Here is a 25,600-nt window from a genome sequence, read left to right as displayed (position 1 = left end):
CGGGCCGCCCCCTCCGGCCCGCGGGGCGCGGTGCCCCGGTGCGGGTGCCCGCGGCGCGCGACACGGAAGCCCGCGTGGCGCGTGCCCACATTAGGCTGGCGGCATGACCGAAAACAGCACACACGCAGCAGTCGTTACGGGAGCCTCCACGGGGATCGGCGAGGCCACGGTCCGCCAGCTGAGGGCCCGGGGCTGGACCGTCTACGCGGTGGCCCGGCGCGCCGGCCGCCTGGAGGCGCTGGCCGCCGAGACCGGTGCCGTCGCCGTGCCCACCGACATCACCGCCGACGACGACGTCGCGCGCCTCCTCGCGACGGTCGAGGCCGGCGGTGGGATCGACACCCTCATCAACATCTCCGGCGGGGCTCGGGGCGCGGACACGCTGGCCGAGGCCAAGACCGGGGACTGGGAGTGGATGTACCAGGTCAACGTCGTCGGCACCATGAAGGTGACCCGCGCCTTCCTGCCGATGCTGCGCGCCACCCGGGCGGGCACCGTCCTGAACCTGACGAGCGTCGCGGCCCTGGTCAGCTACGAAGGGGGAGCCGGCTACAACGCCGCCAAGGCGGCCCAGCGGGCCATGACCCAGGCCCTGCGTCTCGAGGAGGTGGCCAACAACCTGCGCGTCGTCGAGGTGCTGCCGGGCATGGTCCGCACCGAGGAGTTCTCGCTGCGGCGTCTCGGGGACGCCGGCCAGGCGGACGCGGTCTACGCCGGGGTGGCCAAGCCACTGACGGCCGACGACGTCGCGGACGTCGTCGCCTACGCCGTGACCGCGCCCCACCACGTCAACCTCGACGAGATCGTGATCCGGCCGGTGGCGCAGGCCGCGGCACACAAGGTCGTCCGGGAAGGGACGTAGCCCCGGCGTCCAGGGGGTCTGTCGGCCACCGCCGCCGGGCCGGTCGACCCGGCGCGGCCGGCGGGGCCTCGGCAGCCGCCGCCGGGCTGGCCAGCGCGGGGGAGCGGGCAGCGCGGGGGAGCGGGCAGCGCGGGGAATCGGCTAGCGCGGGGAATCGGCTAGACTGGACGCACCAGCTTCGACCCGGCCATCACCGGTGAGCTTCCGGAAGAACAGTCCGATCGGCCCGCGCCGCGAGGACCCAGTAGAACCGGACGGGTAAGCCCGTCACAGCAGACAAGAAGCGGCCGCGCGCCGGATGTCCGGGGCGCGAGCAAGCGGGGTGGTACCGCGAATCCCGGCGACCGAACGCCGGGGGGCGTCCCCGCATCGTGAATACGAGGTGTCCTTCGCGGATGCCGCACCGATGCCAGGACTGCCGCCGATGACCACGTATCCCAAGGCCTCCACCGACCCGCACGCCTCCGCGCCCGCGTCCCCGCGCTTTCCCGAGATCGAGGAGCGCGTCCTGAAGTACTGGGACGCGGACGGCACGTTCCAGGCCTCCGTCGACGCCCGCGCGGCCGGCGCGAACGAGTTCGTGTTCTACGACGGCCCGCCGTTCGCCAACGGCCTGCCGCACTACGGCCACCTGCTCACGGGCTACGTCAAGGACCTCGTCGCCCGCTACCAGACCCAGCGCGGCCGGAGGGTCGAACGCCGGTTCGGCTGGGACACCCACGGCCTGCCGGCCGAGCTGGAGGCGATGAAGCAGCTCGGCATGTCGGACAAGCAGCAGATCGAGGCCATGGGCATCGACAAGTTCAACGACGCCTGCCGGTCCTCGGTCATGAAGTACGCGGACGAGTGGCAGGCCTACGTCACCCGCCAGGCGCGCTGGGTCGACTTCGAGAACGACTACAAGACGCTCAACGTCGAGTACATGGAGTCGGTCATCTGGGCCTTCAAGGAGCTCCACGGCAAGGGGCTGACCTACCAGGGGTTCCGCGTCCTGCCCTATTGCTGGAAAGACGAGACGCCGCTGTCCAACCACGAGCTGCGCATGGACGACGACGTCTACAAGGACCGGCAGGACCAGACCGTGACGGTCACCTTCCCGCTCCTCGCGGGCGAGTCGGAGGCCTCCCGGGAGCTCGCCGGCGTGCAGGCGCTCGCGTGGACCACCACGCCCTGGACGCTCCCCACCAACCTGGCCCTCGCCGTCGGACCGGACGTCGACTACGTCGTCGTGCCCGCGGGACCCGACGGGGTCCGCGCCTCGGCCGCGGCCGGCCGGTTCCTGATCGCCCGCGAGCTCGTGGGCGCCTACGCCAAGGACCTCGGCTACGCCGACGCGGAATCGGCGGCCGCGGCCGCGACGGGCTCCTACGCGGGACGCGACCTCGCCGGGATCGCCTACGAGCCGCTGTGGGACACCTTCGCGGACACCGAGAAGTACGGCACCCACAACGCCTGGCGCATCCTCGTCGCCGACTACGTGACAACCACCGACGGCACCGGCATCGTGCACCAGGCTCCCGCCTACGGCGAGGACGACCAGCGGGTCTGCGAGGCCGCCGGCATCCCGGTGCTGCTGTCCGTGGACGAGGGCGCCCGGTTCCTGCCGCTCTTCGACGGCGGGCCGCTCGCCGAGATCGCCGGCGTGCAGGTCTTCGAGGCCAACAAGACCATCACCGGCGTGTTGCGCGCCGACGGGCGCCTGGTGCGCCTGGCCAGCTACGAGCACAGCTACCCGCACTGCTGGCGCTGCCGCAACCCCCTGATCTACCGCGCGGTCTCCTCTTGGTACGTGGAGGTGACCAAGATCAAGGACCGCATGCTCGAGCTGAACCAGGGCATCAACTGGATCCCGGGCAACGTCAAGGACGGCCAGTTCGGCAAGTGGCTGGCCAACGCCCGCGACTGGTCGATCAGCCGCAACAGGTACTGGGGATCCCCGATCCCGGTCTGGGAGTCGGATGACCCCAACCACCCGCGCCGCGAGGTCTACGGCTCCCTCGAGGAGCTGCGCGAGGCCTTCGGCCGCCTCCCGCTGAACCACGCCGGTGAGGTCGACCTGCACCGCCCGTTCATCGACGAGCTGGTGCGCCCGAACCCGGACGACCCCACCGGCCGGTCCATGATGCGACGGGTCGAGGACGTGCTCGACGTCTGGTTCGACTCCGGGTCGATGCCCTACGCCCAGGTGCACTACCCGATGGAGAACAAGGACTGGTTCGACTCGCACAACCCGTCCGACTTCATCGTCGAGTACATCGGCCAGACGCGCGGCTGGTTCTACACCATGCACGTCCTGGCGACCGCCCTCTTCGACCGCCCGGCGTTCCGCAATGTCATCAGCCACGGCATCGTGCTCGGCTCGGACGGGCAGAAGATGTCGAAGTCCCTGAAGAACTACCCCGACGTCAACGAGGTCCTGGACCGGGACGGCTCCGACGCCATGCGCTGGTTCCTCATGGCCTCGCCGATCCTGCGCGGCGGGAACCTGGTGGTCACCGAGCAGGGTATCCGCGAGGGCGTGCGCCAGGTGCTGCTGCCCATGTGGAACGTGTGGCACTTCTTCAGCCTGTACACGAACGCCGCCGCCGGCGGCACCGGCTACGAGGCGCGGCTGCGCCACGACTCGACGGACCCCCTGGACCGCCACATGCTGGCGGCGACCGGGGACCTGGTCCGGGAGACGACGGCGTCGCTCGACGCCTACGACATCTCGGACGCGTGCGACGCGGTGCGCCGCTACATGGACACCCTGACGAACTGGTACGTGCGGCGGTCCCGGCAGCGGTTCTTCGAGGAGGACACGCAGGCCTTCGACGTGCTGTTCACGTGCCTGGAGACGCTGTGCCGCGTGGCCGCCCCGCTGCTGCCGCTGGCCACCGAGGAGATCTGGCGCGGCCTCACGGGCGGCCGCTCGGTCCACCTGGCCGACTGGCCCGACGCGACGCTGTTCCCGCGCGACGCGGGGCTGGTGGAGCGGATGGAGCTGACGCGCCGCATCTGCTCGGTCGGGTCTTCCCTGCGCAAGGGGGCCAACCTGCGCGTCCGGCTGCCGTTGCGTGGCATGACGGTCGTCGCCGACGGGGCGCGCGGGCTGGAGGGGACCTTCGGGGCGATCATCGCCGACGAGCTGAACCTCCGCGGCGTGACGCTCCTGGACGCCGCCGAGGCAGACGCCGGCGAGTTCGGCATCAGCCAGCGGCTCGTCGTCAACGCCCGCGCCGCCGGTCCGCGGCTGGGCAAGGGCGTCCAACAGGCCATCAAGGGCGCCAAGTCCGGGGACTGGTCCGTGGGCGCGGACGGCGGGGTCGTCTCCGGTGGACTCGCCCTGGAACCCCACGAATACGTGCTGGAGACCGTCGTCGAGCAGGCCGAGGGCGGGGCGGCCGTGGCCGCGGCCGTGCTGCCCGGGGGCGGCTTCGTGGTGCTGGACACGGAGGTCACGGAGGAACTGGCCGCCGAGGGCGTGGCGCGCGACATGGTGCGCACCGTCCAGCAGGCCCGCAAGGACGCCGACCTCAACGTCAGCGACCGGATCCGCACGGTGATCCACGCCGGCGCCGACACGCTCCGGGCGCTGCACGCCAACGCGGAACTGCTCAAGGCCGAGACGCTCACCGTGGGACTCGTCCTGGAGGAGACCGCCGGGCCGGTGAAGGTGGAAGTGGAGACCGTGGCCGCCGCCGAGGCGACCGTCAACGGATGGGAGAGGAACCTGTGAGCGGCTTCGACGAGTTTTCCGTGGAGAGCGTCTACGCGGAACTGCTGGGCCGCGCGCCCGAAAACAAGATCGAACCCCGCATGGGACCGATGTTCCGGGCCATGGAGATCCTGGGGGAGCCGAACAAGGCCTTCCCGATCATCCACATCACCGGCACCAATGGGAAGACCTCGACCGCGCGCATCCTGGAGTCGCTGCTCGGGGCCTACGGGCTGCGCACCGGGCGCTACACCAGCCCGCACCTGGCCAAGGTCACCGAGCGGATCAGCATCGACGGCGAGCCGGTCTCCGACGAGGCGTTCGTGCGCGTCTGGGACGAGGTCCGGCCCTACCTGGAAATCGTCGACGCGGAGCTGGAGGCGGCGGGGGAGAACCGCCTGACGTACTTCGAGGCGGTGACCGTCCTGGGCTTCGCGGTGTTCGCCGACACTCCCGTGGACGTGGCCGTGATCGAGGTCGGCCTGGGCGGCATCACCGACGCCACCAACGTCGGGGACGGGAAGGTGTCCGTGGTCTGCCCGATCTCGCTGGACCACACGGACCTGCTCGGCGACACCGTTCGGGACATCGCGCTGGAGAAGTCGGGCATCATCAAGCCCGGGGGATACCTGGTGAGCGCCGCGCAGGACCCCGAGGCGGCCCAGGTGCTGCTCGAGGACGCCCGCGCGAAGGACGTGCCGTTCCGCTTCGAGGGCGTGGAGTTCGGCGTCGAATCGCGGGCGCTGGCCGTCGGCGGGCAGGTGCTGACCCTCCGCGGCCTGGCGGGCCGCTACGAGGACCTGCTGCTGCCGCTGCACGGCGCGCACCAGGCGCAGAACGCGGCGGTCGCCGTGGCCGCGCTCGAGGCCTTCCTCGGCGGCGGGGAGAAGCCGCTGGAGATCGAGCTGCTGCGCGAGGGCTTCGCGAACGCGACCTCGCCGGGTCGCCTCGAGGTCGTCCGCACCGCCCCCACGGCCATCGTCGACGCCGGGCACAACCCGGAGGGGCTGCGCGTGAGCGCCGAGGCCGTGAAGGAGGCGTTCGGCTTCAGCAAGCTCGTGCTGGTCGTGGGGATCCTGCGCGACAAGGACGCGCCGGCGATGCTCGCCGAACTCCGCGCGCAGTACGGCGGCCTGGTCGAGGACATCTGCCTCACGCAGTCGACCTCGCCCCGGGCCATCCCCGCCGGTGAATTGGGGGAAATGGCGGTCGCCGCGGGGTTCCCCGAGGGCGACCTCCACGTCACCGAGCGGCTGGACGACGCGCTCGAGTGGGCGGTCGGCCGCGCCGAGGCCACCGAGGACTTCGGCGGCGGCATCCTGGTCACGGGCTCCATCACGGTGGTCGCCGAGGCCCGAACCCTGCTGGGAAGGTAGAGGAGACATGGCACGACTGACCAAGGCCCAGCGCGCATGGCGCCCGGGCATGAAGAAGCCCCGGCGCTCCATCCGCGTGATGTTCGCCTCCACGGTGCTGTCCCTCGAGGCCTTTGTGGTCTTCTTCGCCACGCTCGGGCTTTTCGGGCTCTACCGGGACCAGGTGGCGCCGTGGCTCATCCTCGGGGCCGGAATCGCGTTCTCCGCGGTCTGCATCCTGACATGCGCGCTGCTGGGCCGCCCCCTGGGGTACTGGATCGGCTGGGGCATCCAACTGCTCTTGGTCCTGGCGGGTTTCGTCGAGCCGATGATGTTCGTCGTCGGTCCCCTCTTCGCCGCCGCGTGGTGGTACGCCGTGGTCAAGGGCCGGTCCATGGACCTCGAGAACGCGCGGCGGGACCGCGAGGAGGCGGAGTGGGAAGCCCGGCAGGGCCCGCCCGCCGCGGACGGCTAGACTCGATCGCGGCAAACCCTCCCATCCGCACACCACCGAAGGAGCACCGCCTTGTCCACTGAACGGACCATGGTCCTCATCAAGCCCGACGGCGTCGCACGCCAGCTCACCGGAAGCATCCTGGCCCGCATCGAGGCCAAGGGCTACCGCCTGGTCGAGCTCAAGCAGCTGAGCGCGACCCGCGAGATGCTGGAGGCCCACTACGAGGAGCACGTCGGCAAGCCGTTCTACGAGCCGCTGGTCGAGTTCATGCTCTCCGGCCCGCTGGTCGCCGCCGTCTTCGAGGGCCACCGCGCCATCGAGGGCTTCCGCTCGCTCGCCGGGACCACGGACCCGACGACCGCCGCGCCGGGCACCATACGCGGCGACCTCGGCCGCGACTGGGGCCTGAAGGTACAGCAGAACCTCGTGCACGGCTCGGACTCGCCGGAGTCGGCCGCGCGCGAAATCGGTATCTGGTTCTCCTAGCGGGCTCCGTCGGTGCGTCGGCCCGGGTCGACGCACCGACGCGCCACCGCCGCCCCGCGGCACGACGGCGGGCCGCGTGGCACGACGGCGGGTCGCACCGCACGACGGCTGGCGCATGGCACGACGGCGGGAGCGCACCGAGCGCCCCGCCGTCGGAGTGTCCGCGGGGTCCGGATGGGCCCGACGGCCCCACGGCTCGGCTACCCGAGGAAGGCGTTCATGAAGCGCAGGAAGACCGAGGCGGCGCACAGGATCAGCAGCAGCGTCGTGGCGACCCAGGGCCACTCCGCGGCGGCCGCCCGAAGGCGCGGTCCGGCCGGCAGGACGCCGCGCAGGATGTTGCGCGCCGTCGTGTAGACGAAGAGCGGGATCACCATCGCCCACACCACCATGCAGTAGAGGCAGAGGGCGTTGATCTCGTAGAGCGCCTGCGACCACAGCCACACCACGAAGGCGAACGCGGCCGTCACGCCCGCCTGGAAACACGCCCAGTACCAGCGGGCGAAGCGCCCGCCGGCGAGCAGCGCTGCGCCGACCGTGACGACCACCGCGAACCCCACGATGCCGATGAGCGGGTTCGGGAACCCGAACAGCGCGGCCTGCCACGTCTTCATGACCACGCCGCAGGAGACCCACGGGTTGACGTCGCAGCTCGTGACGTAGCCGGCGTCCTTGTAGAGCTCCAGCCGTTCCAGCACCAGGATGCCGGAGGCGATCCAGCTCACGGCGCCGGTCACGACGAGCAGGATCCCGAATCCGCGGTCGCGCGCGAGACGCGGCACCCCGGCGAGGCCGTCGCCAGCCGCGTCCGCGGCGCCGCGTTCGCCCGCTGCCTGGTCTGCGGCCTGGTCTGCGTCGGACACGCTGGTTCCCCTCTGTGGCGGTTCTCGGGCGGGCACAATCGCGCCGCACTTCGATTCTAGGTCGCTTCCCGCCCACTCTTCCGACCATGTGAGAGAATGGAGGCGGTCGGTCGAGGATCCACAGTCCCCGTCCGGCCCAGCGACAGGCTTCCAGGCCCGCGGGCGATGGATCATTTGACGGCGTCGAACACCGGCGCCGCCTGAATACCGCCGACGGTCGCCGCAACGTAAAGCGGCATGCCGGGAAAAGCGCCGCTGGTCCGCCGGGACGTCCGCACCCCTCAACGTTGGTGCACCTCGGCGGATAGCTCACTGACTTCCGGGAAGTGGACGGCCACCCGGCCCCTCTCCCCGAACTGACCGTCCGGCGGTCCCTACTGTGGAGGAGCCACCGGGTAGGAGCATGACCCTTCATGGAATCCGTTAACGAAGAACCGAACAGCACCACGAACGATCCGGCCGCGCAGGCCGCTCCGGCGGCCAAGGCGCCGCGGAAGCGGGCGCCACGCAAGAGCACCGCGCCGGCGTCGACGGTGGAGGCCGCACCGCCGGCCGGTCCGGCCGCCGCCGCGGTGTCCGCGGCGGACGCGCCCGAGGCTTCGGGCCAGCCGTCCGACGAGCCGGCCCCGGCGCCCAAGACCACCCGCCGACGCGCCTCGGCCAAGAAGGCCGCCCCCGCGGCCGGGGTGCCCGGGGACGGCGCGGCCGCCGCCGAGGATGCCGTTTCCCCGGCGTCGGCGGAGACCGCCGAGCCCGCGACGAAGGCCGAACCCGCGGAGAAGCCGGTGCGCCGCCGCGCGAGCCGCGCCAAGAAGCCCGCCGAGGCACCCGCTGCCGACGCCGCGGCCGAGGCCCCGGCCACCGGCGACTCCCTCACGGGCGCCGCCGCGACGATCGACGCGTCCGCGGACGAGGCGGCGGACGACACCGCCGTCGCCCCCAAGGCCGCCCGGACCCGCAAGGCGCCCGTGCGCCGCACCCGCAAGGCCGCAGCGGTGGACCCGTCCGCGCCGGCCGAGGGGAACGCCACGGACGCGACCGCCGATGCCGAGCCGCCCGCGGCCACGGAGGCCGGGGGCGGCGCCGCGCAGGATGCCCCCACGGATGGTTTCTCCGCCCGGGACGCCGCCGCCGAGCCCGCCGTCGAGGAGGCGGAAACCGTCGCCGACCCGTTCGCGGTCCCGTCCGCCGCCTCCCTGCTTTTCCACGCCCCCGACCTGACGGCCGTCGTCGCCCCCTCCCGCACGAAGCCTGCCGCGGACGAGGGCGCCGAGGGCGAAGAGGACGAGTCCGAGGGCCGCGGCCGGCGGAGCCGCAGCCGCCGCGGACGCGGACGCACGCGCGACGAGTCCGCCCAGCAGGAGTCCGGCGACGCCGCCGCCGAGTCGGAGGGCGGCGAGTCCGGCCCCGCGGCCGAGGGCGACGGCGTCGTCTCCCGCCGGCGCCGGCGCCGGCGCCGCGGCGACGCCGACCTGGAACTGACCGGCGGGCAGGACGACGATCCGCCCAACACGGTCACCCGCGTCCGCGGGCCGCGCCAGGCCGCGCCCGAGGCCGCGCCGTCGAACAAGGTGACCAGCGTCAAGGGATCCACGCGGCTCGAGGCCAAGCGCCAGCGCCGGCGCGAGTCCCGCGAGACGGGCCGCCGCCGGCACGTCATCACGGAGGCCGAGTTCCTGGCCCGCCGCGAGTCCGTCGACCGCCAGATGATCGTGCGCCAGCGCGAGGACCGCATCCAGATCGGCGTGCTCGAGGACGGCATGCTGGCGGAGCACTTCGTGTCCAAGACGCAGCAGGACTCCCTGATCGGCAACGTGTACGTCGGCAAGGTCCAGAACGTCCTGCCCTCCATGGAGGCGGCGTTCGTCGACATCGGCCGCGGCCGCAACGCGGTGCTGTACGCGGGCGAGGTCAACTGGGACGTCGCGGGGCTCGATGGCCAGCCGCGCCGGATCGAGCACGCGCTGAAGTCCGGGGACTCGGTCCTGGTCCAGGTGACCAAGGACCCCGTCGGACACAAGGGCGCCCGGCTGACCAGCCAGATCTCCCTGCCCGGCCGCTACCTCGTCTACGTCCCGGGCGGCTCCATGACCGGGATCTCCCGCAAGCTGCCGGACGTCGAGCGCAACCGGCTCAAGAAGATCCTCAAGGACCACCTGCCGGAGAACGCCGGCGTGATCGTCCGCACCGCGGCCGAGGGCGCCAGCGAGCAGGAGCTGATGAACGACATCAACCGCCTGCGCGCCCAGTGGGAGGAGATCGAGCGGAAGTCCACGTCCAACAAGACGACGCCGCCCGAGCTGCTCTACGGCGAGCCGGACCTCACCATCAAGGTCGTGCGCGACGTCTTCAACGAGGACTTCTCCAAGCTCATCGTCTCCGGCGAGGAGGCCTGGGACACCATCGAGGCCTACGTCACCTACGTCGCCCCGGACCTGCTGTCCCGCCTGGAACAGTGGACCGCCGAGGAGGACATCTTCACCGCGCACCGCCTGGATGAGCAGATCCACAAGGCGCTGGAGCGCAAGGTCTTCCTGCCGTCCGGCGGCTCCCTGGTCATCGACCGCACCGAGGCCATGACCGTCGTCGACGTCAACACCGGGAAGTTCACGGGCAGCGGCGGCAACCTCGAGGAGACCGTCACCAAGAACAACCTCGAGGCGGCGGAGGAGATCGTCCGCCAGCTGCGCCTGCGGGACATCGGCGGCATCATCGTGATCGACTTCATCGACATGGTGCTCGAGGCCAACCGCGATCTGGTCCTGCGCCGCATGGTCGAGTGCCTCGGTCGCGACCGGACGAAGCACCAGGTCGCGGAGGTCACCTCCCTGGGGCTGGTGCAGATGACGCGCAAGCGCATGGGCACCGGGCTGCTGGAGGTCTTCAGCGAGAACTGCGAGGCCTGCAACGGCCGCGGCGTGGTCACGCACGAGGAGCCCGTCGAGCACCGCCGGGCCTACACCGCCCAGGGCGAGCCGCAGGGAGGCAACCGCGGCGATCGCGGCGCCCAGGCGGACCGGGCGCCCCGGGGAGACCGCAAGCGGCGCGGCCGGGGCCAGGACCGGGAGGCCGACGCGTCGACCGAGCCGCTGCACGTCGCTCCCGTCGCGGCGGCGGACCCGGAGCGCGAGGCGAAGGCCACGGCCGCCCGCGCAGCGTTCGCGTCCATTGCCGCCGCGGCGCACGCGGCGCACGAGCACGAGCTTCAGGGCAACCGGGCCGTCCGGCCGGAAACCCCGGCGACGCCGGAGCCGTCCCGCCCCGTCGAGGCCGCCGAGCCCGCCGCGGTGGGGGAGGAGCAGGACGAGGAGCAGGTCGTCACGATCGCCGGCGAGGAGGTCCGCCTCCCGCGGTCCCGGCGCCGGCGCCGCGCGTCGTCGCCGACGCACGCGCCCGAACTGACGCTCGAGGGCCTGTCCGCCGCCTTCGCGGCCCCCGGGACGAGCCCCGGCGCGCCCGCGCAGGAGCCCGGCACGGAACGCGACGCTCATCGCCCCGGGTCCGGCGAGGGAACCCACGACCGGCCCGAGACGGCAACTGCGGAGACCGCCGAACCCGTGGCCGGCCCGGACGCGGGGCGGTCCCCCGAAGCCGGAGCAGCAACCGCGCCACGCGCTTCGCGCCGTTCGCGCGGTTCCCGGCGCGCCACCGACTCCGGGAAGCGTTCCGACGCCGCCGCGGAGCCGGCCGCGCAGGCTCCGCACCAGGCGGCCTCGGGCGACGAGCCGACGCAATCCCGCCGGGAGCGGTCCGTCCCGGAGCCCTCGGCCCCGGTATCCGCGATTCCGGAAAGCGCGGTGCCGGAGCGCGCGGAGGCGCCGGCCTCCGGCGCGACGGCGGCCGGCCCGGCCGCGGACACCCGGCCCGGGGTTCCGGCGTCGTCCCACACGGCGGAGCAGAGCCCCCGCCGCGTGCGGCGGACCCGCTCGGCGCGCAGCGCCCAGGGTTCGGCCAACGAGCCCATCGAGCGCAGCGCCGGTGACACGGCCCAGCGGCCGGCCGGCGAGGCGGTGGTGGCGCACGTCGCGAAGCTCCCGGCACGCGCCGCCCGTGCCCGCCAGGACAGCGAGGCCGCCGCGGCGCCCATGATCCTCGGGGTCGGCGTGCCGGCCTCGGAGCTGTAGCCGGAAAGTGCTTGACGACCCGCCGGGGCAGAGTGTATTTGCCCCGGCGGGCCGGACTAGCGTAATCTAGACCTTCGGTGCGAACGCCAGCCAATCGGATTCTTCCGCTCGGCGTGACAGCACGGCGCAAACCCGGGACATCGTGTCCGGGGTGCCTTATGCGCAGTTAGAGTAATAAACGTCGAGAGAAGTGAGTTCCCAAGTGGTGTACGCGATTGTCCGCGCTGGCGGCCGCCAGGAAAAGGTTTCCGTTGGAGACTTCGTAACGCTTGACCGCGTGCCCGTAGCAGCCGGTGGCACCATCGAGTTGCCCGCCCTGCTCCTGGTTGATGGCGACAAGGTGACGTCCGCGGCGAACGAGCTGGCCAAGGTCACCGTGACCGCCGAGGTTCTGGAGAACCTCCGCGGCCCGAAGATCGTCATCCAGAAGTTCAAGAACAAGACCGGCTACAAGAAGCGCCAGGGTTTCCGCTCCGCGCTGACGAAGGTCAAGGTCACCTCCATCGCCTAAGGCGCCGGAGACCAGTTTCCCCCCGATTTGAAGGTAGGCACATTCAATGGCACATAAGAAGGGCGCGAGCTCCACTCGCAACGGCCGCGACTCCAACGCTCAGTACCTGGGCGTCAAGCGCTTCGGCGGACAGGTCGTCTCCGCAGGCGAGATCATCGTCCGCCAGCGCGGCACCCACTTCCACCCGGGCGCCAACGTCGGCCGCGGCGGCGACGACACCCTGTTCGCCCTCTCCGCCGGCGCCGTCGAGTTTGGTACTCGCCGCGGCCGCCGCGTGGTGAACATCGTGACCGCCGACTAATACGGCGTCGTCAAGTTTCATTAGACTGGAGGGTGGGCCACTCGGCCCACCCTCCAGTCGTCTTTCAGGCAGTACCGCGCCGCTAACGAAGCGGCGCATCCTTTACAGAGGAGTTTCGGCAGTGGCAGCGTTTATAGACCGCGTGGTCCTCCACGTATCCGGTGGAACCGGAGGCCACGGCTGTGTCTCCATCAAGCGGGAGAAGTTCAAGCCGCTCGGCGGGCCCGACGGCGGTGCCGGGGGCAACGGCGGCGACGTGATTCTCCGCGTCGACCACCAGACGACGACGCTGCTGGCGTACCACCATCTGCCGCACCGCCACGCCAGCAACGGCGAGGGCGGCAAGGGCGACATGCGCCCGGGCAAGCACGGAGAGACCCTGGTCCTCCCCGTCCCCGACGGAACGGTGGTGAAAAGCCCGAGCGGCGAGATCCTCGCGGACCTCGTCGGCGAGGGCACGGAGTACGTCGCCGCCGCCGGCGGACTCGGTGGGCTCGGGAACGCGGCACTGTCGTCGCAGAAGCGCAAGGCCCCCGGATTCGCGCTCCTCGGCATCGCCGGCACGGCCGGCGACGTGGTGCTGGAACTCAAGACCGTCGCGGACGTGGCCCTCGTCGGCTACCCCTCGGCCGGCAAGTCCAGCCTGATCGCCGCGATCTCGGCGGCGCGCCCGAAGATCGCCGACTACCCCTTCACCACCCTGGTGCCCAACCTCGGCGTAGTCCAGGCGGGGGACGTCCGCTTCACCGTCGCCGACGTGCCCGGGCTGATCCCCGGAGCCAGCGAGGGGCGCGGCCTCGGCCTCGAGTTCCTGCGACACGTCGAGCGGTGCGCGGCGCTGGTGCACGTCCTCGACTGCGGCACGCTGGAATCGGACCGCGACCCGATCTCCGACCTCGAGATCATCGAGGCCGAGCTCGCCGCGTACGAGGTCGACTCCAGCTTCGCCGGCGTCGACGGGCAGATCATCCCGCTGAACGAGCGTCCGCGCCTGGTCGCCCTGAACAAGGTCGACATGCCCGACGGCGAGGAGATGGCCAAGTTCGTGCGTCCCGAGCTCGAGAAGCGGGGCTACCGCGTCTTCGAGGTCTCGGCGCTGACCCGGACCGGGCTGCGCGAGCTGACCTTCGCCATGGCCGGCCTTGTGGAGGAGGCGCGCGCCCGGATCGAGGCCGCGCCCCCGATCGCCGCGGTTCCCGTCCTCCGTCCGCGCGCCGTCAACGCCAAGGGCTTCGACATCCGCCGCGAGGAGCGCAACCTCGAGCCGCTCTTCCGCGTCACCGGCGAGAAGCCGATCCGCTGGGTCAAGCAGACCGACTTCACCAACGACGAGGCCGTCGGCTATCTCGCCGACCGGCTCGCGAAGCTCGGTGTGGAGGACAAGCTCTTCCGCATGGGCGCGAAGCCGGGCGACGCGGTCGTCATCGGCGACGACTACGACGGCGTCGTCTTCGACTGGGAGCCGACCATGGCGGCCGGCGCCGAGTTGCTCGGCTCGCGCCGCGGCCACGACGTGCGCCTCGAGGAGCTGAACCGGCCCACGCGCGAGCAGAAGCGCCAGGATCACCAGGACCGCAAGGACGCCCGCGAGGCGGCGCGCTCCGAGCTCGAGGCCGAGCGCAAGGCCGGCATCTGGACGGAGTCCGTCAACTACAAGCACCAGCGTCCCGCCGAGGACAGCGAGTAGGGATGCGGCAGAACCGGAAGCCGTCCGCCGTCACGGACCGCTCGGGGCTCGCCGGGGCGACCCGGCTGGTCGTCAAGGTCGGGTCGTCCTCGCTGACCACGGTCGGCGGCGGCATCTCCGAGGCCGCCCTGCTGGGACTGGTGGAGCAGCTGGCGGCGGTGCGCAACGCGGGCACCGAGCTCATCCTCGTGTCCTCCGGCGCGATCGCCGCGGGGCTCGCTCCGCTGGGCCTGCCGCGCCGTCCGCGCGACCTCGCGACGCAGCAGGCCGCGGCGAGCGTCGGGCAGGGGCTGCTCATGGCCCGCTACACGCAGGCGTTCGGCGCGCACGGCGTGACGGTCGGGCAGGTGCTGCTCACGGCGGACGACCTCATCCGGCGCCAGCAGTACGCCAACGCCTTCCGCGCGCTCAACCGCCTGCTGGCGCTCGGCGTCGTTCCGGTCGTGAACGAGAACGACACCGTGGCCACGCACGAGATCCGCTTCGGCGACAACGACCGGCTCGCCGCGCTCGTCGCCCACCTCGTCAAGGCGGACGCCCTGGTCCTCTTCTCCGACGTCGACTCCGTCTATGACGGGCCGCCCGCGCAGGGGGCGCGGCGCATCCCGCACGTCGGGTCCGCCGACGACCTGCGGGGCGCCAGCATCGGCAGGACCGGCACGGCGGGCGTCGGGACCGGGGGCATGGCCACGAAGGTCGAGGCCGCCACGATGGCGGCCGAGTCGGGGATCCCTGCGCTGGTGACCTCCACCGACAACGCCGCGCGCGCCTTGGCGGGGGAGGACGTCGGCACCTGGTTCGCGTCCCGCGGCAACCGGCGGCCGGCTCGCCTGCTGTGGCTTGCGCACCTGGCCGACACACGGGGACGGCTCATCCTGGACGACGGGGCGGTGACGGCCGTCGCCTCCGGCTCGCGCTCGCTGCTCCCGGCGGGCATCACCTCGGTCGACGGTGATTTCGAGGCGGGGGACCCCGTCGAACTGACCGACACCGCCGGCCTCGTGGTCGCCCGCGGCCTGGTCAACTACTCCTCGCAGGAGCTCCCCGAGATGCTCGGGCGCAGCACCCGCGAGCTCGCCCGCAACCTCGGGCCGCACTACGAGCGCGAGGTCGTCCACGTCGACGACATCGTGCTGGTGTGACGCGGCCCCGCTCAACATTCCGCTTGGTGTGACGCAGCACCGCTTAACATTCCGCCTGGCGGGGCAGCCGACGCCTCCCGACGCGGCGCCGCGGGGACGCGCGGACTAAACTGGCCGCATGAGCCAGCAAGCCGCCGACGCGATCCGCGACACGTCCGCCCCCGCTCCCTCCGAGTCTCCCGGCACGGCCGACCGACCGGCGGACCGCGCGCCGGACGCGCCGGAGGAGGTCCGCCACGCGGTCGGACTCATGGCCGACCGGGCCAGGACCGCGTCGCGGGCCCTGGCCCGCGCCGACCGCGACTGGAAGGACCGCGGGCTCCACGCCATCGCCGCGTCCCTCGACGCCCGCCGGGCGCAGGTGATCGCCGCGAACCGCGAGGACGTAGCGCGCGAGCGGGAGGCGGGCATGGGCGGCGCACTGCTGGACCGGCTGCGGCTCGATGACGCGCGGGTCGACGCGCTGATCGCCGCGCTGCGCGAGCTGGCCGGGCTGCCGGATCCGGTGGGCACGGTCGTCCGCGGCCAAACCCTCCCCAACGGCCTGCGCCTGCGCCAGGTGCACGTGCCCATGGGGGTGGTCGGCGCCATCTACGAGGCCCGCCCCAACGTGACCGTGGACATCGCCGGGCTGGCCCTGAAGAGCGGCAACGCCGTGCTGCTCCGCGGAGGGTCCGCGGCTGCCGCCACCAACCGGGCGCTGCTGCACCTGATCCGCGACGCGCTCCATGGCGTCGGCCTGCCCGCCGACGCGGTGCAGAGCGTCGACGAGTACGGGCGCGAGGGTGCCAACGCCCTCATGGCCGCTCGCGGCAAGGTCGACGTCCTCATCCCGCGTGGCGGGCGTTCGCTGATCCAGGCCGTCGTGCGCAACGCCACGGTCCCGGTCATCGAGACGGGGGAGGGCAACGTCCACATCTTCCTCGACGAGTCGGCCAGCGCGGATACGGCCGTCCCGATCCTGCTCAATGCGAAGACGCAGCGTCCGTCCGTGTGCAACACGGTCGAGACCCTGCTGATCCACCCCCGGTGCGCCGCCGCCCCCGCGGTCCTGCGGGAACTCTCCCGGTCGGGCGTGCGGCTGCACGCCGACGAGCGGGCGCGGGCGATCGCGGGCGACGTGCCGACCGTGCCGGCGACGGAGGAGGACTGGGCCACCGAGTACATGGACCTGGACCTGGCCGTGGCCGTGGTGGACGACCTCGACGCGGCGCTGGAGCACATCCGCCGCTGGTCCACCGGACACACCGAGGCCATCCTGACGAACGACCTCGCCAACGCGGAACGCTTCATCGCCGAGGTCGACTCCGCAGCGGTCATCGTGAACGCCTCCACCCGGTTCACCGACGGCGGCCAGCTGGGGCTGGGGGCCGAGGTGGGGATCTCCACGCAGAAGATGCACGCCCGCGGGCCCATGGGGCTGCGCGAGCTGACGACCACCAAATGGATCGTGCAGGGCGACGGCCACGTCCGTTCGTAGACGGTGGTCAACATGGGTACGATGGAACCCAGTTAAGCAGGACTTTCCGCGCCCGCCACCGCATCATGCGGCGGGCGCGGCGCGACATCGATACTAGGAGAGACATGCTCACTCAGCTCATGGGAACCGTGCTGGCCAGCGCGGTGGAAGCCGAAGCGGAATCAGCCTCCGGTCAGGCCCTGCTCATCGGCGCTGGCATCATGGCGATCTTCCTCGTGGGACTGCTCGTCACCGTGTCCTTCTCCAACGTGGGGCGACGCCACGAGGCGCACCCCGAGGTCGCGGATTCGCACCGCCAGCACTCGAACAAGCACGGCGTCGAACATCACTAACCGAACCGCGACGGAGCGGTCCAAGAGGCCGGTTCGTCTGGGCGTGATGGGCGGAACCTTCGATCCGATCCACCACGGCCACCTGGTGGCCGCGAGCGAGGTCGCGGCCGAGTTCGGGCTGGACGAGGTGGTCTTCGTCCCCACCGGGCGACCGTGGCAAAAGGAAGACACGGAGGTCTCGCCCTCCGAGGACCGGTACCTGATGACGGTGGTGGCCACGGCGTCGAACCCCCGGTTCACGGTGAGCCGGGTGGACATCGACCGACCGGGACCCACGTACACGATCGACACCCTGCGCGACCTCCGCCGGGAGCGGCCCGAGGCCGAGCTCTTCTTCATCACCGGCGCCGACGCGATGGCGCAGATCATGTCCTGGAAGGACATCGATGAACTGTGGAGCCTGGCCCACTTCGTCGGGGTCACCCGGCCCGGTCACGAGTTGCCGGAGCTGGACCGCCAGAACGTGAGCCTTCTCGAGGTGCCCGCCATGGCGATCTCCTCCACCGCCTGCCGCAACAGGGTGCGTGCGCACAAGCCCGTGTGGTACCTGGTGCCCGACGGCGTGGTGCAGTACATCGCCAAGTACGAGTTGTACGCGGGCGACGCCGGATCCGACGGCGCCGAAGCGGTCAACGCCGGAACCGTGGACACGGGATCCAACGGCACCGGAGCCGTCGGCGCCTAGCCCGGGAGGGACAGCATGAGCAAGAACCGCGGGAGTTCCCCGAGGGGACGCAAGCAGCGTCGGGGGCCCCAGGCCGCCGTGGCGCCGAACTCCGACGCGCCCGCGGCCGCCAGCGTCCCCGCCGACGCGGGCGCCCACGCTCCGGCCCCCGGGCCAGGACCCGCAACGAAGCCCCCAGCGGGGCCCGACGGCGGAACCACACCCCCCCGGCGGAGCCGACGGGCCTCCGACGCGCCCGTGGACGCGCTGCCCGCACGCGCGGAACGCCCCCCGGTGCCGTCCTCCCGCGACAGCGGGTCGCTCCCCTCGGCGCGCGACGTCGGCGAGCCAGCGGACGGGGCTGCGCCCCTGACCCGGCGTCAGCTCCGGCTGCGGGCGCAGGGAGCGGTCCCGCCGCGGACCGACGAGGCGGCGGGTGGGGAAGCCGGGCACGCCCCCGGGACCTCCGGTGCCGGTCCGGCCGGTCCCGCGCCCGCGGAAGCCGGAAGCGGGTCCGCCGGCGAGCCGCAAGCGCCGCGCAGCGCCGGTCTCATGACGGTGGAGGAGGCCCTGGCGGCCCGTGCCCGCACGGCCGGAAACCCCGCGCCGGCGCCTTTTGCTCCGGTGCCGCACGAGCCCGCGTCCCCCGCGTCACACGAACCCACGTCCCCCGCGCCGGATTCCACCGCGCCGGATTCCACCGCGCCGGATTCCGCGGCGGCGGTGGAGACCGGCCTGATGGACCTTGAGGAACTGGCCCGGCGGCGCGGCAACGCGACCCGTTCGGCCCTGTCCCACCGCTCTGCCGGGGACGGGGCACGCGCGGAGGGAAACGGCCCGGACGAGGCCCTCCCGGAGACGGCGGGTGCGGCGGGAACCGACCCCGTGCGGTCGGACCCCTTCACCGGGGCCATGAATATCCTGCGCGACCCGCAGGGCGAGAAGAAGCTGGCGAACACGGGTGTCGATGGACCGATGACCAGCGGATTCCGTCTGGAGTTGCCGCCGCGTCCGTCCGCCGCCGCGGCGGCCGAGGCGGCCCGGCCGGGCGGGCCGCGGGCGGAACCCGACGATGTGCCCGCGCACGACGAGGCGCCGCGCGTCGCCGCCGTCGTTCCCCGTGAGGGGGACGGGGCGCTGCCGGTCCGCGCCGACGGCGCGCAGGGACTCGACACCCTGGACTACCTCACGGCCACCGCGCGCCAATCCAGGATCCGCGTTCTCGCGGTAACCGGTTCGCTGGTCCTCGGAGGCATCGCCTTCGTGACCGGCCTTATGATGATCATCAATTCCCGCTAGGCGTCACACGCCGCCGGCACCACCGACCCAAGGAGCACAGTGACCGCCACAGATCACTCCCTAGACATTATCCGTATCGCAGCCCTGGCGGCCGCGGACAAGCTCGCCGAGGACCTCGTCGCGCTGGACGTCAGCGACCGCCTGGGCATCACCGATGCGTTCCTCATCGCGTCGGCGTCCAGCGAGCGGCAGGTCAACGCCATCGTCGACGGCATCGAGAAGGCGCTGGGGGAGCAGCTCGAGTTGCGGCCCGTCCGTCGCGAGGGCCGCGGCGAGGGCCGCTGGGTCCTGCTCGACTACCTCGACGTCGTGATCCATGTCCAGCACGTCGAGGACCGCGTGTTCTACGCGCTCGACCGCCTGTGGAGCGACTGCCCGCTCATCGAGCTGCCGACGACCGGGGAGCCGGCGTCCGCGGCGACCGGCGCGGCTGCCGCGGAACCCGCCCAGACCGTCGGGGGCGACGCCCGGGACGGGGCGCCGGCGGCGGAGACGGCGGAAACCGCCGAGGGCGCACCGGCCGACTCGCCGGAGCCGGGCCAGCGCTGAGTCCGTCCCGCCGCGCGGGATTTGCGCGGCGGTTTTACCCTGAACTATGATGGACGAGTTGTCCGGCGGAGCAATCGGCCGGGGCAGCGTCCTTCCGGGGGTATGGCGCAGTTGGTAGCGCGTCTGCATGGCATGCAGAAGGTCAGGGGTTCGAATCCCCTTACCTCCACGGAAGGATCTCCCAGGAGATCCCGGCAGACCGGACCCACGACGTGGGTCCGGTCTTTTCGTGTGCCACGGTGCGGCGGCCCGCCGGCCGGCGCCTCGCCGAGCATGGTGGTGTGAACCAGGATCCGCCCGCGTGCCCCGAATGCTCCCGCAACGACACCCACGAGCCCGGCGCCCTGCTGGTGTGTCCCCGCTGCGTCCACGAGTGGGCACCTGAAGACGCCGGCGGTGGACTGGACGGGGGCGGGCGGGTCATCCGGGACGCGTTCGGGAAGTCAAGCCGTCCCCGCTCCACGTCCCGCGCGACACGCCGCGCGGCGGCGACACGCCGGATTCTTCACCTGTGCACGGCGGCTCCACAGCCTGTGGACGGGTAGGCCCGAACGGCGGATCGGCGCGGAAAAACGAGTCCATTTTGTCCACACCGGCTGTGGACTAAGGGGGTGGCGAATGACATACTTGTAATACATCATCTTGGGGTTCAATCCCTCGGCTTGCACAACATGTAGTATTGAAAACGCTGGAGGGGCCAAAGGTCGGTCACGGGAAACAGCCCGAAAAACGACCTGTTCCACCGGGGCCGAGAGGCACCCGTGACACCGGACCGGCAACCACACACACGAAACTTTGCACGAGGGGATCACGGCCATGACCGTCACGGTTTACACGAAGCCAGCTTGCGTACAGTGCAACGCAACTTACCGCGCGCTGGACAAGAAGGGCATCGCCTACCAGAGCGTCGACATCTCGCAGGATCCCGAGGCGCTGGAGCGCGTCCGGGCCCTCGGGTACATGCAGGCGCCCGTCGTCATCACGGAGGCCGACCACTGGTCCGGCTTCCGCCCGGACAAGATCGAGGAACTCGCCCAGCTCGCGACGTCCTCCGTCGCCTAGGCGCACCCACCTCAACACCCGGCAAGAAGGCGGTCATGGTGTCTGCCAGCGCAACGCTGACCCCGGCAAGCGGCTCCGCGGCCGCCGGTGAAACGGCGACCGACAGCAGGCTCGTCTACTTCTCCTCCATTTCCGGCTACACGCGCCGATTCGTGGAGAAGCTCGGTGTCGACAGCGCGCGGATCCCGCTCTTCGGCTACGAGCCGGCGCTGGTGGCCGCCCGGCCGTTCGTCCTGGTCCTCCCCACCTACGGAGGGGAGGAGGGCAGGCACTCGATCCCCCCGCAGGTGGTCCGCTTCCTGAACGACCCGCGCAATCGCGCGCTCCTGCGCGGCGTCATCGGCGCCGGCAACACCAACTTCGGCACGACCTATTGCCTGGCGGCACGCAAGATCTCCGCCAAGTGCGACGTGCCCCTGCTATATCGCTTTGAACTCATGGGCACGCCTGAAGACGTGACCCTCGTACGCCAAGGATTGGAAGAGTTTTGGACACAACAGTCGCAGAGCCGGCCGTGACCACGGACGGCAAGGACATGCCCGCAGCATTCGAGGGGCTCGGCTACCACGAGCTGAACGCCATGCTGAACCTCTACGGGCAGGACGGCCGGATCCAGTTCGGTGCCGACCGTGCCGCGGCGCGCCAGTACTTCCTCCAGCACGTCAATAACAACACCGTCTTCTTCCACGATCTGGACGAGAAGCTCGACTACCTGGTCAAGCACGAATACTACGAGCGCGAGACGCTGGACCAGTACACGATGAACTTCGTGCGCGACCTGTTCTCCCGCGCGTACAAGAAGAAGTTCCGCTTCGAGACGTTCCTCGGCGCGTTCAAGTTCTACACCTCGTACACGCTCAAGACGTTCGACGGCAAGCGCTACCTGGAGCGCTACGAGGACCGCGTGTGCATGGTCGCCCTGCACCTCGCCCGCGGCGACGAGGAGCTGGCCACCCAGCTCGTCGACGAGATCATCGACGGCCGGTTCCAGCCCGCCACCCCGACGTTCCTCAACGCCGGCAAGGCCCAGCGCGGCGAGCTCGTGTCCTGCTTCCTGCTCCGCGTCGAGGACAACATGGAGTCGATCGCCCGCGGCATCAACTCCTCGCTGCAGCTGTCCAAGCGCGGCGGCGGCGTCGCGCTGTCGCTGACCAACATCCGCGAGTACGGCGCGCCGATCAAGCAGATCGAGAACCAGTCCTCGGGCGTCATCCCCGTGATGAAGCTCCTCGAGGACAGCTTCTCCTACGCCAACCAGCTGGGCGCCCGCCAGGGCGCCGGCGCGGTCTACCTGCACGCCCACCACCCGGACATCCACCGGTTCCTCGACACCAAGCGCGAGAACGCCGACGAGAAGATCCGCATTAAGACCCTCTCGCTGGGCGTCGTCATCCCGGACATCACGTTCGAGCTGGCCCGCAAGAACGAGGACATGTACCTCTTCTCGCCGTACGACGTCCAGCGCGTCTACGGGATCCCCTTCTCCGACGTGAACGTCACCGAGAAGTACTACGAGATGGTCGACGACGCGCGGATCAAGAAGACCAAGATCAGCGCCCGCGAGTTCTTCCAGACCCTCGCGGAGATCCAGTTCGAGTCGGGCTACCCGTACCTCATGTTCGAGGACACGGTGAACCGGGCGAACCCGATCAAGGGCAAGATCACCATGAGCAACCTCTGCTCGGAGATCCTGCAGGTGTCCTCCCCGTCGGTGTACGGCGAGGACCTCGGCTACGAGGTCGTCGGCAAGGACATTTCCTGCAACCTGGGCTCGATGAACATTGCGAAGTCCATGGACTCCCCGGACCTCGGCGCCACCGTCGAAACCGCCATCCGGGCCCTGAGCGCCGTGTCGGACATGTCCTACATCGGCTCCGTCCCCTCGATCGCGGAGGGCAACCTGCAGTCGCACGCCATCGGCCTGGGACAGATGAACCTGCACGGGTACCTGGCGCGCGAGCGGGTCCACTACGGCTCCGCGGAGGGCCTGGACTTCACCAACATCTACTTCTACACGGTGCTCTTCCACGCGCTCCGCGCCTCCAACCGGCTCGCCATGGAGAAGGGCGAGGCCTTCGCCGGCTTCCCCGATTCGAAGTACGCCTCGGGCGAGTTCTTCGACAAGTACACCGAGCGCGAGTGGACCCCGGAGACCGCCCGCGTCGCGGAGCTCTTCGACGGGATCCACATCCCGACCCAGCAGGACTGGCTCGAGCTGAAGGCCTCCGTCATGGAGCACGGCATCTACAACCAGAACCTGCAGGCGGTACCGCCGACCGGCTCGATCTCCTACATCAACAACTCGACGTCCTCGATCCACCCGGTGGCCTCGAAGATCGAGATCCGCAAGGAGGGGAAGATCGGGCGCGTCTACTACCCGGCGCCCTACCTGGACAACGACAACCTGGACTACTACCAGGACGCGTACGAGATCGGCTACGAGAAGATCATCGACACCTACGCCGCGGCGACGCAGCACGTGGACCAGGGCCTGTCCCTGACGCTGTTCTTCAAGGACACCGCGACCACGCGCGACATCAACAAGGCGCAGATCTACGCGTGGCGCAAGGGCATCAAGACGCTCTACTACATCCGTCTCCGCCAGCTCGCGCTGGAGGGCACGGAAGTCGAGGGCTGCGTGTCCTGCGCCCTCTAGGCGCCCCCAGCCGAGGCGTACGACGGCGGGTACCCGCCCGCCGTCGTACCCCGGGTCCAAGAAACTTCGCAATGCACAAGGAAAGTCAGAGGATCTCATGACCGAGAAGGTCAAGCTGCTCAGCCACGTCGAGGCGATCAACTGGAACCGCATCCAGGACGACAAGGACGTCGAGGTCTGGAACCGTCTGGTCAACAACTTCTGGCTGCCCGAGAAGGTGCCCCTGTCCAACGACGTGCAGTCGTGGGGGACGCTCACCGCCGACGAGAAGCTGCTGACGATGCGCGTGTTCACGGGTCTGACGCTGCTCGACACCCTGCAGGGAACCGTGGGCGCCGTCTCGCTCATCCCCGACGCGATCACCCCGCACGAGGAGGCCGTCTACACGAACATCGCGTTCATGGAGTCGGTCCACGCCAAGAGCTACTCGTCGATCTTCTCGACGCTGTGCTCCACCAAGGAGATCGACGACGCGTTCCGCTGGTCCACGGAGAACGAGAACCTCCAGAAGAAGGCGCGCATCGTCGAGGGCTACTACCACGGCGACGATCCGCTGAAGAAGAAGATCGCTTCGACGTTGCTGGAGTCCTTCCTGTTCTACTCGGGCTTCTACCTGCCGATGTACTGGTCCTCGCGGGCCAAGCTCACCAACACCGCCGACCTGATCCGCCTGATCATCCGCGACGAGGCCGTGCACGGGTACTACATCGGCTACAAGTTCCAGAAGGGGCTCGAGGGCCTCAGCGAGGAGCGCAAGCAGGAGCTGAAGGACTACACGTTCGAGCTGCTCTTCGAGCTCTACGAGAACGAGGTCCAGTACACGCACGACCTCTACGACGGGGTCGGCCTGAGCGAGGACGTCAAGAAGTTCCTGCACTACAACGCGAACAAGGCGCTGATGAACCTGGGTTACGAGGCCATGTTCCCGGCCTCCGTCACCGACGTGAACCCGGCGATCCTGTCCGCGCTGAGCCCGAACGCCGACGAGAACCACGACTTCTTCTCCGGATCGGGATCCTCCTACGTCATCGGCAAGGCCGTCAACACAGAAGACGAGGACTGGGACTTCTAGGTCGTTGTAGATTTCCAGGCAACTTGGTCCTTTTGTCGCCGTACTTGGTCCATTCCCAACGAACTTGGTCCATTGGTCCATACGATGACAACGGAAGGGCCGGATGCCGTTGGCGAGCTAGCGGTCCATGACGCCGTCCAAAGAGGTTCCTGGCCCGGAGTGACGGGCCAGGAACCTTCTGGCGGTGAGCGTCATCAGTGGACGGCTTGAATCGGGCGCTCCGAAATGTCCGTAGCTCGTTCCGGCTCGCCGGCCCGTTCTGCCGTGGCGCTAACCGCGAGGTCAAGGGGCAAGAGTTCGGAGAACTTCAGCGACTTCAGCGCGCGGGCGTCGATCGAGGGTCGGAAGCGTGTCGGCGCAGAGTGCAACGTGTCGCGAATGTCCCGGAGCGCGCGACCCATGGTCCCAGCCGTCGCATCGCCGCGAAGACCAATTTGCCAATTGTTGTAGGCCCTAGGTTCGTCCAGTAGCTTGGGCGAAATTTCCAGCAAAGCTGCGGCAAGTACGGCATTCGCCCGAGCACCCGCCCACGTCCACCACCGCAGCCGGCCATTGGCCTCGCGGACCAGAACCGTAGAATCCGCCGCGACACGATTGATGTACTCTCCGCGGAGCTCCTCGAGCTTAACGATGGCTCGCTTGGACAGCGTCACCCCAGTTGGCTCAGCGCCGAGCAGCACGCGCCTGGTCGCGTCGCTCAACGCATACGATTCCGGTTGCGGCATGCTCGACCATTTGGAGTCCGCCGCCCGGTCTGACGGCTCGACGTAGGCCCGGTGCCGCTTCCAGTCGACGTAGTTCACCTGCCAGGAGCGCCCGCCGAGGGTGATGAGCCGCGGCCCCTCGACCCTCCGCTGCAGCAACATCGGATCGACCGAGCCGACTTCTTCACGTCCGTGCAGGATCACGATTTGCGGATCGGCGGTGAAGACCGCCACAAGAGGCGCTCGGAAAGCCGACGCCGATCGAGTTGGAGACATTCAGCAACTTGGCGCCAGCCG

21 protein-coding genes and 1 tRNA gene are annotated in these 25,600 nt (G+C 70.5%); 20 read left to right on the top strand and 2 right to left on the bottom strand.

The window, feature by feature from the left end; genetic code table 11:
- Positions 1 to 103 precede the first annotated feature (103 nt).
- From ACETWP_RS00365 to ndk, 5 genes are all read left to right on the top strand, one after another.
- Positions 104 to 862, top strand: coding sequence for an SDR family oxidoreductase (locus ACETWP_RS00365; protein ID WP_373970207.1), 759 nt, complete (start codon positions 104 to 106; stop codon positions 860 to 862).
- A gap of 424 nt (positions 863 to 1,286) precedes the next feature.
- The gene (gene ileS / locus ACETWP_RS00360) at positions 1,287 to 4,580 is read left to right on the top strand and encodes an isoleucine--tRNA ligase (RefSeq protein ID WP_373970206.1); all 3,294 of its coding nucleotides are present in this window, start codon (positions 1,287 to 1,289) and stop codon (positions 4,578 to 4,580) included.
- Positions 4,577 to 5,935 (top strand): bifunctional folylpolyglutamate synthase/dihydrofolate synthase, encoded by a 1,359-nt coding sequence (locus tag ACETWP_RS00355; RefSeq protein WP_373970205.1) that lies wholly within the window; start codon positions 4,577 to 4,579, stop codon positions 5,933 to 5,935. Before ileS ends, ACETWP_RS00355 begins: the two co-directional genes overlap by 4 nt.
- Positions 5,936 to 5,942: 7 nt before the next feature.
- Entirely contained in the window at positions 5,943 to 6,389 is a 447-nt protein-coding gene (locus ACETWP_RS00350; RefSeq protein ID WP_373970204.1) for a DUF4233 domain-containing protein, read from the top strand.
- Positions 6,390 to 6,440: 51 nt separating this feature from the next.
- A complete protein-coding gene (gene ndk, locus ACETWP_RS00345; RefSeq protein WP_373970203.1) occupies positions 6,441 to 6,857 on the top strand; it encodes a nucleoside-diphosphate kinase in 417 nt (138 codons plus the stop codon).
- A gap of 200 nt (positions 6,858 to 7,057) precedes the next feature.
- Here the strand turns inward: ndk and ACETWP_RS00340 are convergent, their stop codons facing one another.
- A complete protein-coding gene (locus tag ACETWP_RS00340) occupies positions 7,058 to 7,720 on the bottom strand; it encodes a vitamin K epoxide reductase family protein (protein WP_373970202.1) in 663 nt (220 codons plus the stop codon).
- Positions 7,721 to 8,133: 413 nt separating this feature from the next.
- On the opposite strand from ACETWP_RS00340, the gene ACETWP_RS00335 reads away from it, so the two are divergent.
- The 15 genes from ACETWP_RS00335 to nrdF all read left to right on the top strand — a co-directional run bounded on the left by ACETWP_RS00335 (position 8,134) and on the right by nrdF (position 24,599).
- Positions 8,134 to 11,844 carry an Rne/Rng family ribonuclease gene (locus ACETWP_RS00335; RefSeq protein WP_373970201.1) on the top strand — a complete coding sequence of 1,237 codons (3,711 nt, stop codon included), beginning with the start codon at positions 8,134 to 8,136 and terminating at the stop codon, positions 11,842 to 11,844.
- A 202-nt stretch (positions 11,845 to 12,046) separates the two neighbouring features.
- On the top strand, positions 12,047 to 12,355 hold the full coding sequence (gene rplU / locus ACETWP_RS00330) for a 50S ribosomal protein L21 (RefSeq protein ID WP_373970569.1): 309 nt from the start codon (positions 12,047 to 12,049) through the stop codon (positions 12,353 to 12,355).
- Between the two features lie 46 nt (positions 12,356 to 12,401).
- Entirely contained in the window at positions 12,402 to 12,656 is a 255-nt protein-coding gene (rpmA, locus tag ACETWP_RS00325) for a 50S ribosomal protein L27 (RefSeq protein WP_373970200.1), read from the top strand.
- A 121-nt stretch (positions 12,657 to 12,777) separates the two neighbouring features.
- Positions 12,778 to 14,343 carry a GTPase ObgE gene (obgE, locus tag ACETWP_RS00320; RefSeq protein WP_373970199.1) on the top strand — a complete coding sequence of 522 codons (1,566 nt, stop codon included), beginning with the start codon at positions 12,778 to 12,780 and terminating at the stop codon, positions 14,341 to 14,343.
- A gap of 2 nt (positions 14,344 to 14,345) precedes the next feature.
- Positions 14,346 to 15,485 carry a glutamate 5-kinase gene (gene proB / locus ACETWP_RS00315; protein WP_373970198.1) on the top strand — a complete coding sequence of 380 codons (1,140 nt, stop codon included), beginning with the start codon at positions 14,346 to 14,348 and terminating at the stop codon, positions 15,483 to 15,485.
- Positions 15,486 to 15,603: 118 nt separating this feature from the next.
- On the top strand, positions 15,604 to 16,965 hold the full coding sequence (locus ACETWP_RS00310; RefSeq protein ID WP_373970197.1) for a glutamate-5-semialdehyde dehydrogenase: 1,362 nt from the start codon (positions 15,604 to 15,606) through the stop codon (positions 16,963 to 16,965).
- A gap of 104 nt (positions 16,966 to 17,069) precedes the next feature.
- Positions 17,070 to 17,297, top strand: coding sequence for a hypothetical protein (locus ACETWP_RS00305; RefSeq protein ID WP_373970196.1), 228 nt, complete (start codon positions 17,070 to 17,072; stop codon positions 17,295 to 17,297).
- Between the two features lie 46 nt (positions 17,298 to 17,343).
- Positions 17,344 to 17,982, top strand: a complete 639-nt coding sequence (gene nadD, locus ACETWP_RS00300) for a nicotinate-nucleotide adenylyltransferase (protein WP_373970195.1) — start codon at positions 17,344 to 17,346, stop codon at positions 17,980 to 17,982.
- 717 nt (positions 17,983 to 18,699) lie between these two features.
- Positions 18,700 to 19,260 carry a hypothetical protein gene (locus ACETWP_RS00295; protein WP_373970194.1) on the top strand — a complete coding sequence of 187 codons (561 nt, stop codon included), beginning with the start codon at positions 18,700 to 18,702 and terminating at the stop codon, positions 19,258 to 19,260.
- Between the two features lie 39 nt (positions 19,261 to 19,299).
- A complete protein-coding gene (gene rsfS / locus ACETWP_RS00290; RefSeq protein WP_373970193.1) occupies positions 19,300 to 19,809 on the top strand; it encodes a ribosome silencing factor in 510 nt (169 codons plus the stop codon).
- Between the two features lie 96 nt (positions 19,810 to 19,905).
- Positions 19,906 to 19,978, top strand: a tRNA-Ala gene (locus ACETWP_RS00285).
- 647 nt (positions 19,979 to 20,625) lie between these two features.
- Positions 20,626 to 20,871 (top strand): glutaredoxin-like protein NrdH, encoded by a 246-nt coding sequence (gene nrdH, locus ACETWP_RS00280; RefSeq protein WP_373970192.1) that lies wholly within the window; start codon positions 20,626 to 20,628, stop codon positions 20,869 to 20,871.
- Between the two features lie 35 nt (positions 20,872 to 20,906).
- Positions 20,907 to 21,389: a class Ib ribonucleoside-diphosphate reductase assembly flavoprotein NrdI gene (gene nrdI / locus ACETWP_RS00275; RefSeq protein ID WP_373970191.1), complete on the top strand. Its 483-nt coding sequence runs from the start codon at positions 20,907 to 20,909 to the stop codon at positions 21,387 to 21,389.
- A gap of 17 nt (positions 21,390 to 21,406) precedes the next feature.
- A complete protein-coding gene (gene nrdE / locus ACETWP_RS00270) occupies positions 21,407 to 23,527 on the top strand; it encodes a class 1b ribonucleoside-diphosphate reductase subunit alpha (protein ID WP_373970568.1) in 2,121 nt (706 codons plus the stop codon).
- Positions 23,528 to 23,624: 97 nt separating this feature from the next.
- Positions 23,625 to 24,599: a class 1b ribonucleoside-diphosphate reductase subunit beta gene (gene nrdF / locus ACETWP_RS00265; RefSeq protein WP_373970190.1), complete on the top strand. Its 975-nt coding sequence runs from the start codon at positions 23,625 to 23,627 to the stop codon at positions 24,597 to 24,599.
- A gap of 194 nt (positions 24,600 to 24,793) precedes the next feature.
- Here nrdF and ACETWP_RS00260 read toward each other — a convergent pair whose 3' ends face one another.
- Positions 24,794 to 25,537, bottom strand: a complete 744-nt coding sequence (locus tag ACETWP_RS00260; RefSeq protein WP_373970189.1) for a hypothetical protein — start codon at positions 25,535 to 25,537, stop codon at positions 24,794 to 24,796.
- Positions 25,538 to 25,600: the final 63 nt, after the last annotated feature.

It is taken from the genome of Arthrobacter halodurans (genome assembly GCF_041877255.1).
In the GTDB taxonomy this organism is placed as follows: Bacteria; Actinomycetota; Actinomycetes; order Actinomycetales; family Micrococcaceae; genus Arthrobacter_N; species Arthrobacter_N halodurans.
This window is presented reverse-complemented; position numbering and strand designations above follow the sequence as displayed.

What these genes read in the sequence shown, in the direction of transcription:
- nrdH (WP_373970192.1), top strand. Translation starts at nt 20,626, where the DNA reads ATGACCGTCACGGTTTACACGAAGCCAGCTTGCGTACAGTGCAACGCA.
- ACETWP_RS00350 (WP_373970204.1), top strand. Translation starts at nt 5,943, where the DNA reads ATGGCACGACTGACCAAGGCCCAGCGCGCATGGCGCCCGGGCATGAAG.
- proB (WP_373970198.1), top strand. Translation starts at nt 14,346, where the DNA reads ATGCGGCAGAACCGGAAGCCGTCCGCCGTCACGGACCGCTCGGGGCTC.
- nadD (WP_373970195.1), top strand. Translation starts at nt 17,344, where the DNA reads ATGGGCGGAACCTTCGATCCGATCCACCACGGCCACCTGGTGGCCGCG.
- nrdE (WP_373970568.1), top strand. Translation starts at nt 21,407, where the DNA reads ATGCCCGCAGCATTCGAGGGGCTCGGCTACCACGAGCTGAACGCCATG.
- ACETWP_RS00305 (WP_373970196.1), top strand. Translation starts at nt 17,070, where the DNA reads ATGCTCACTCAGCTCATGGGAACCGTGCTGGCCAGCGCGGTGGAAGCC.
- ACETWP_RS00295 (WP_373970194.1), top strand. Translation starts at nt 18,700, where the DNA reads ATGGACCTTGAGGAACTGGCCCGGCGGCGCGGCAACGCGACCCGTTCG.
- ACETWP_RS00310 (WP_373970197.1), top strand. Translation starts at nt 15,604, where the DNA reads ATGAGCCAGCAAGCCGCCGACGCGATCCGCGACACGTCCGCCCCCGCT.
- ACETWP_RS00365 (WP_373970207.1), top strand. Translation starts at nt 104, where the DNA reads ATGACCGAAAACAGCACACACGCAGCAGTCGTTACGGGAGCCTCCACG.
- ileS (WP_373970206.1), top strand. Translation starts at nt 1,287, where the DNA reads ATGACCACGTATCCCAAGGCCTCCACCGACCCGCACGCCTCCGCGCCC.
- nrdI (WP_373970191.1), top strand. Translation starts at nt 20,907, where the DNA reads ATGGTGTCTGCCAGCGCAACGCTGACCCCGGCAAGCGGCTCCGCGGCC.
- nrdF (WP_373970190.1), top strand. Translation starts at nt 23,625, where the DNA reads ATGACCGAGAAGGTCAAGCTGCTCAGCCACGTCGAGGCGATCAACTGG.
- rpmA (WP_373970200.1), top strand. Translation starts at nt 12,402, where the DNA reads ATGGCACATAAGAAGGGCGCGAGCTCCACTCGCAACGGCCGCGACTCC.
- ACETWP_RS00335 (WP_373970201.1), top strand. Translation starts at nt 8,134, where the DNA reads ATGGAATCCGTTAACGAAGAACCGAACAGCACCACGAACGATCCGGCC.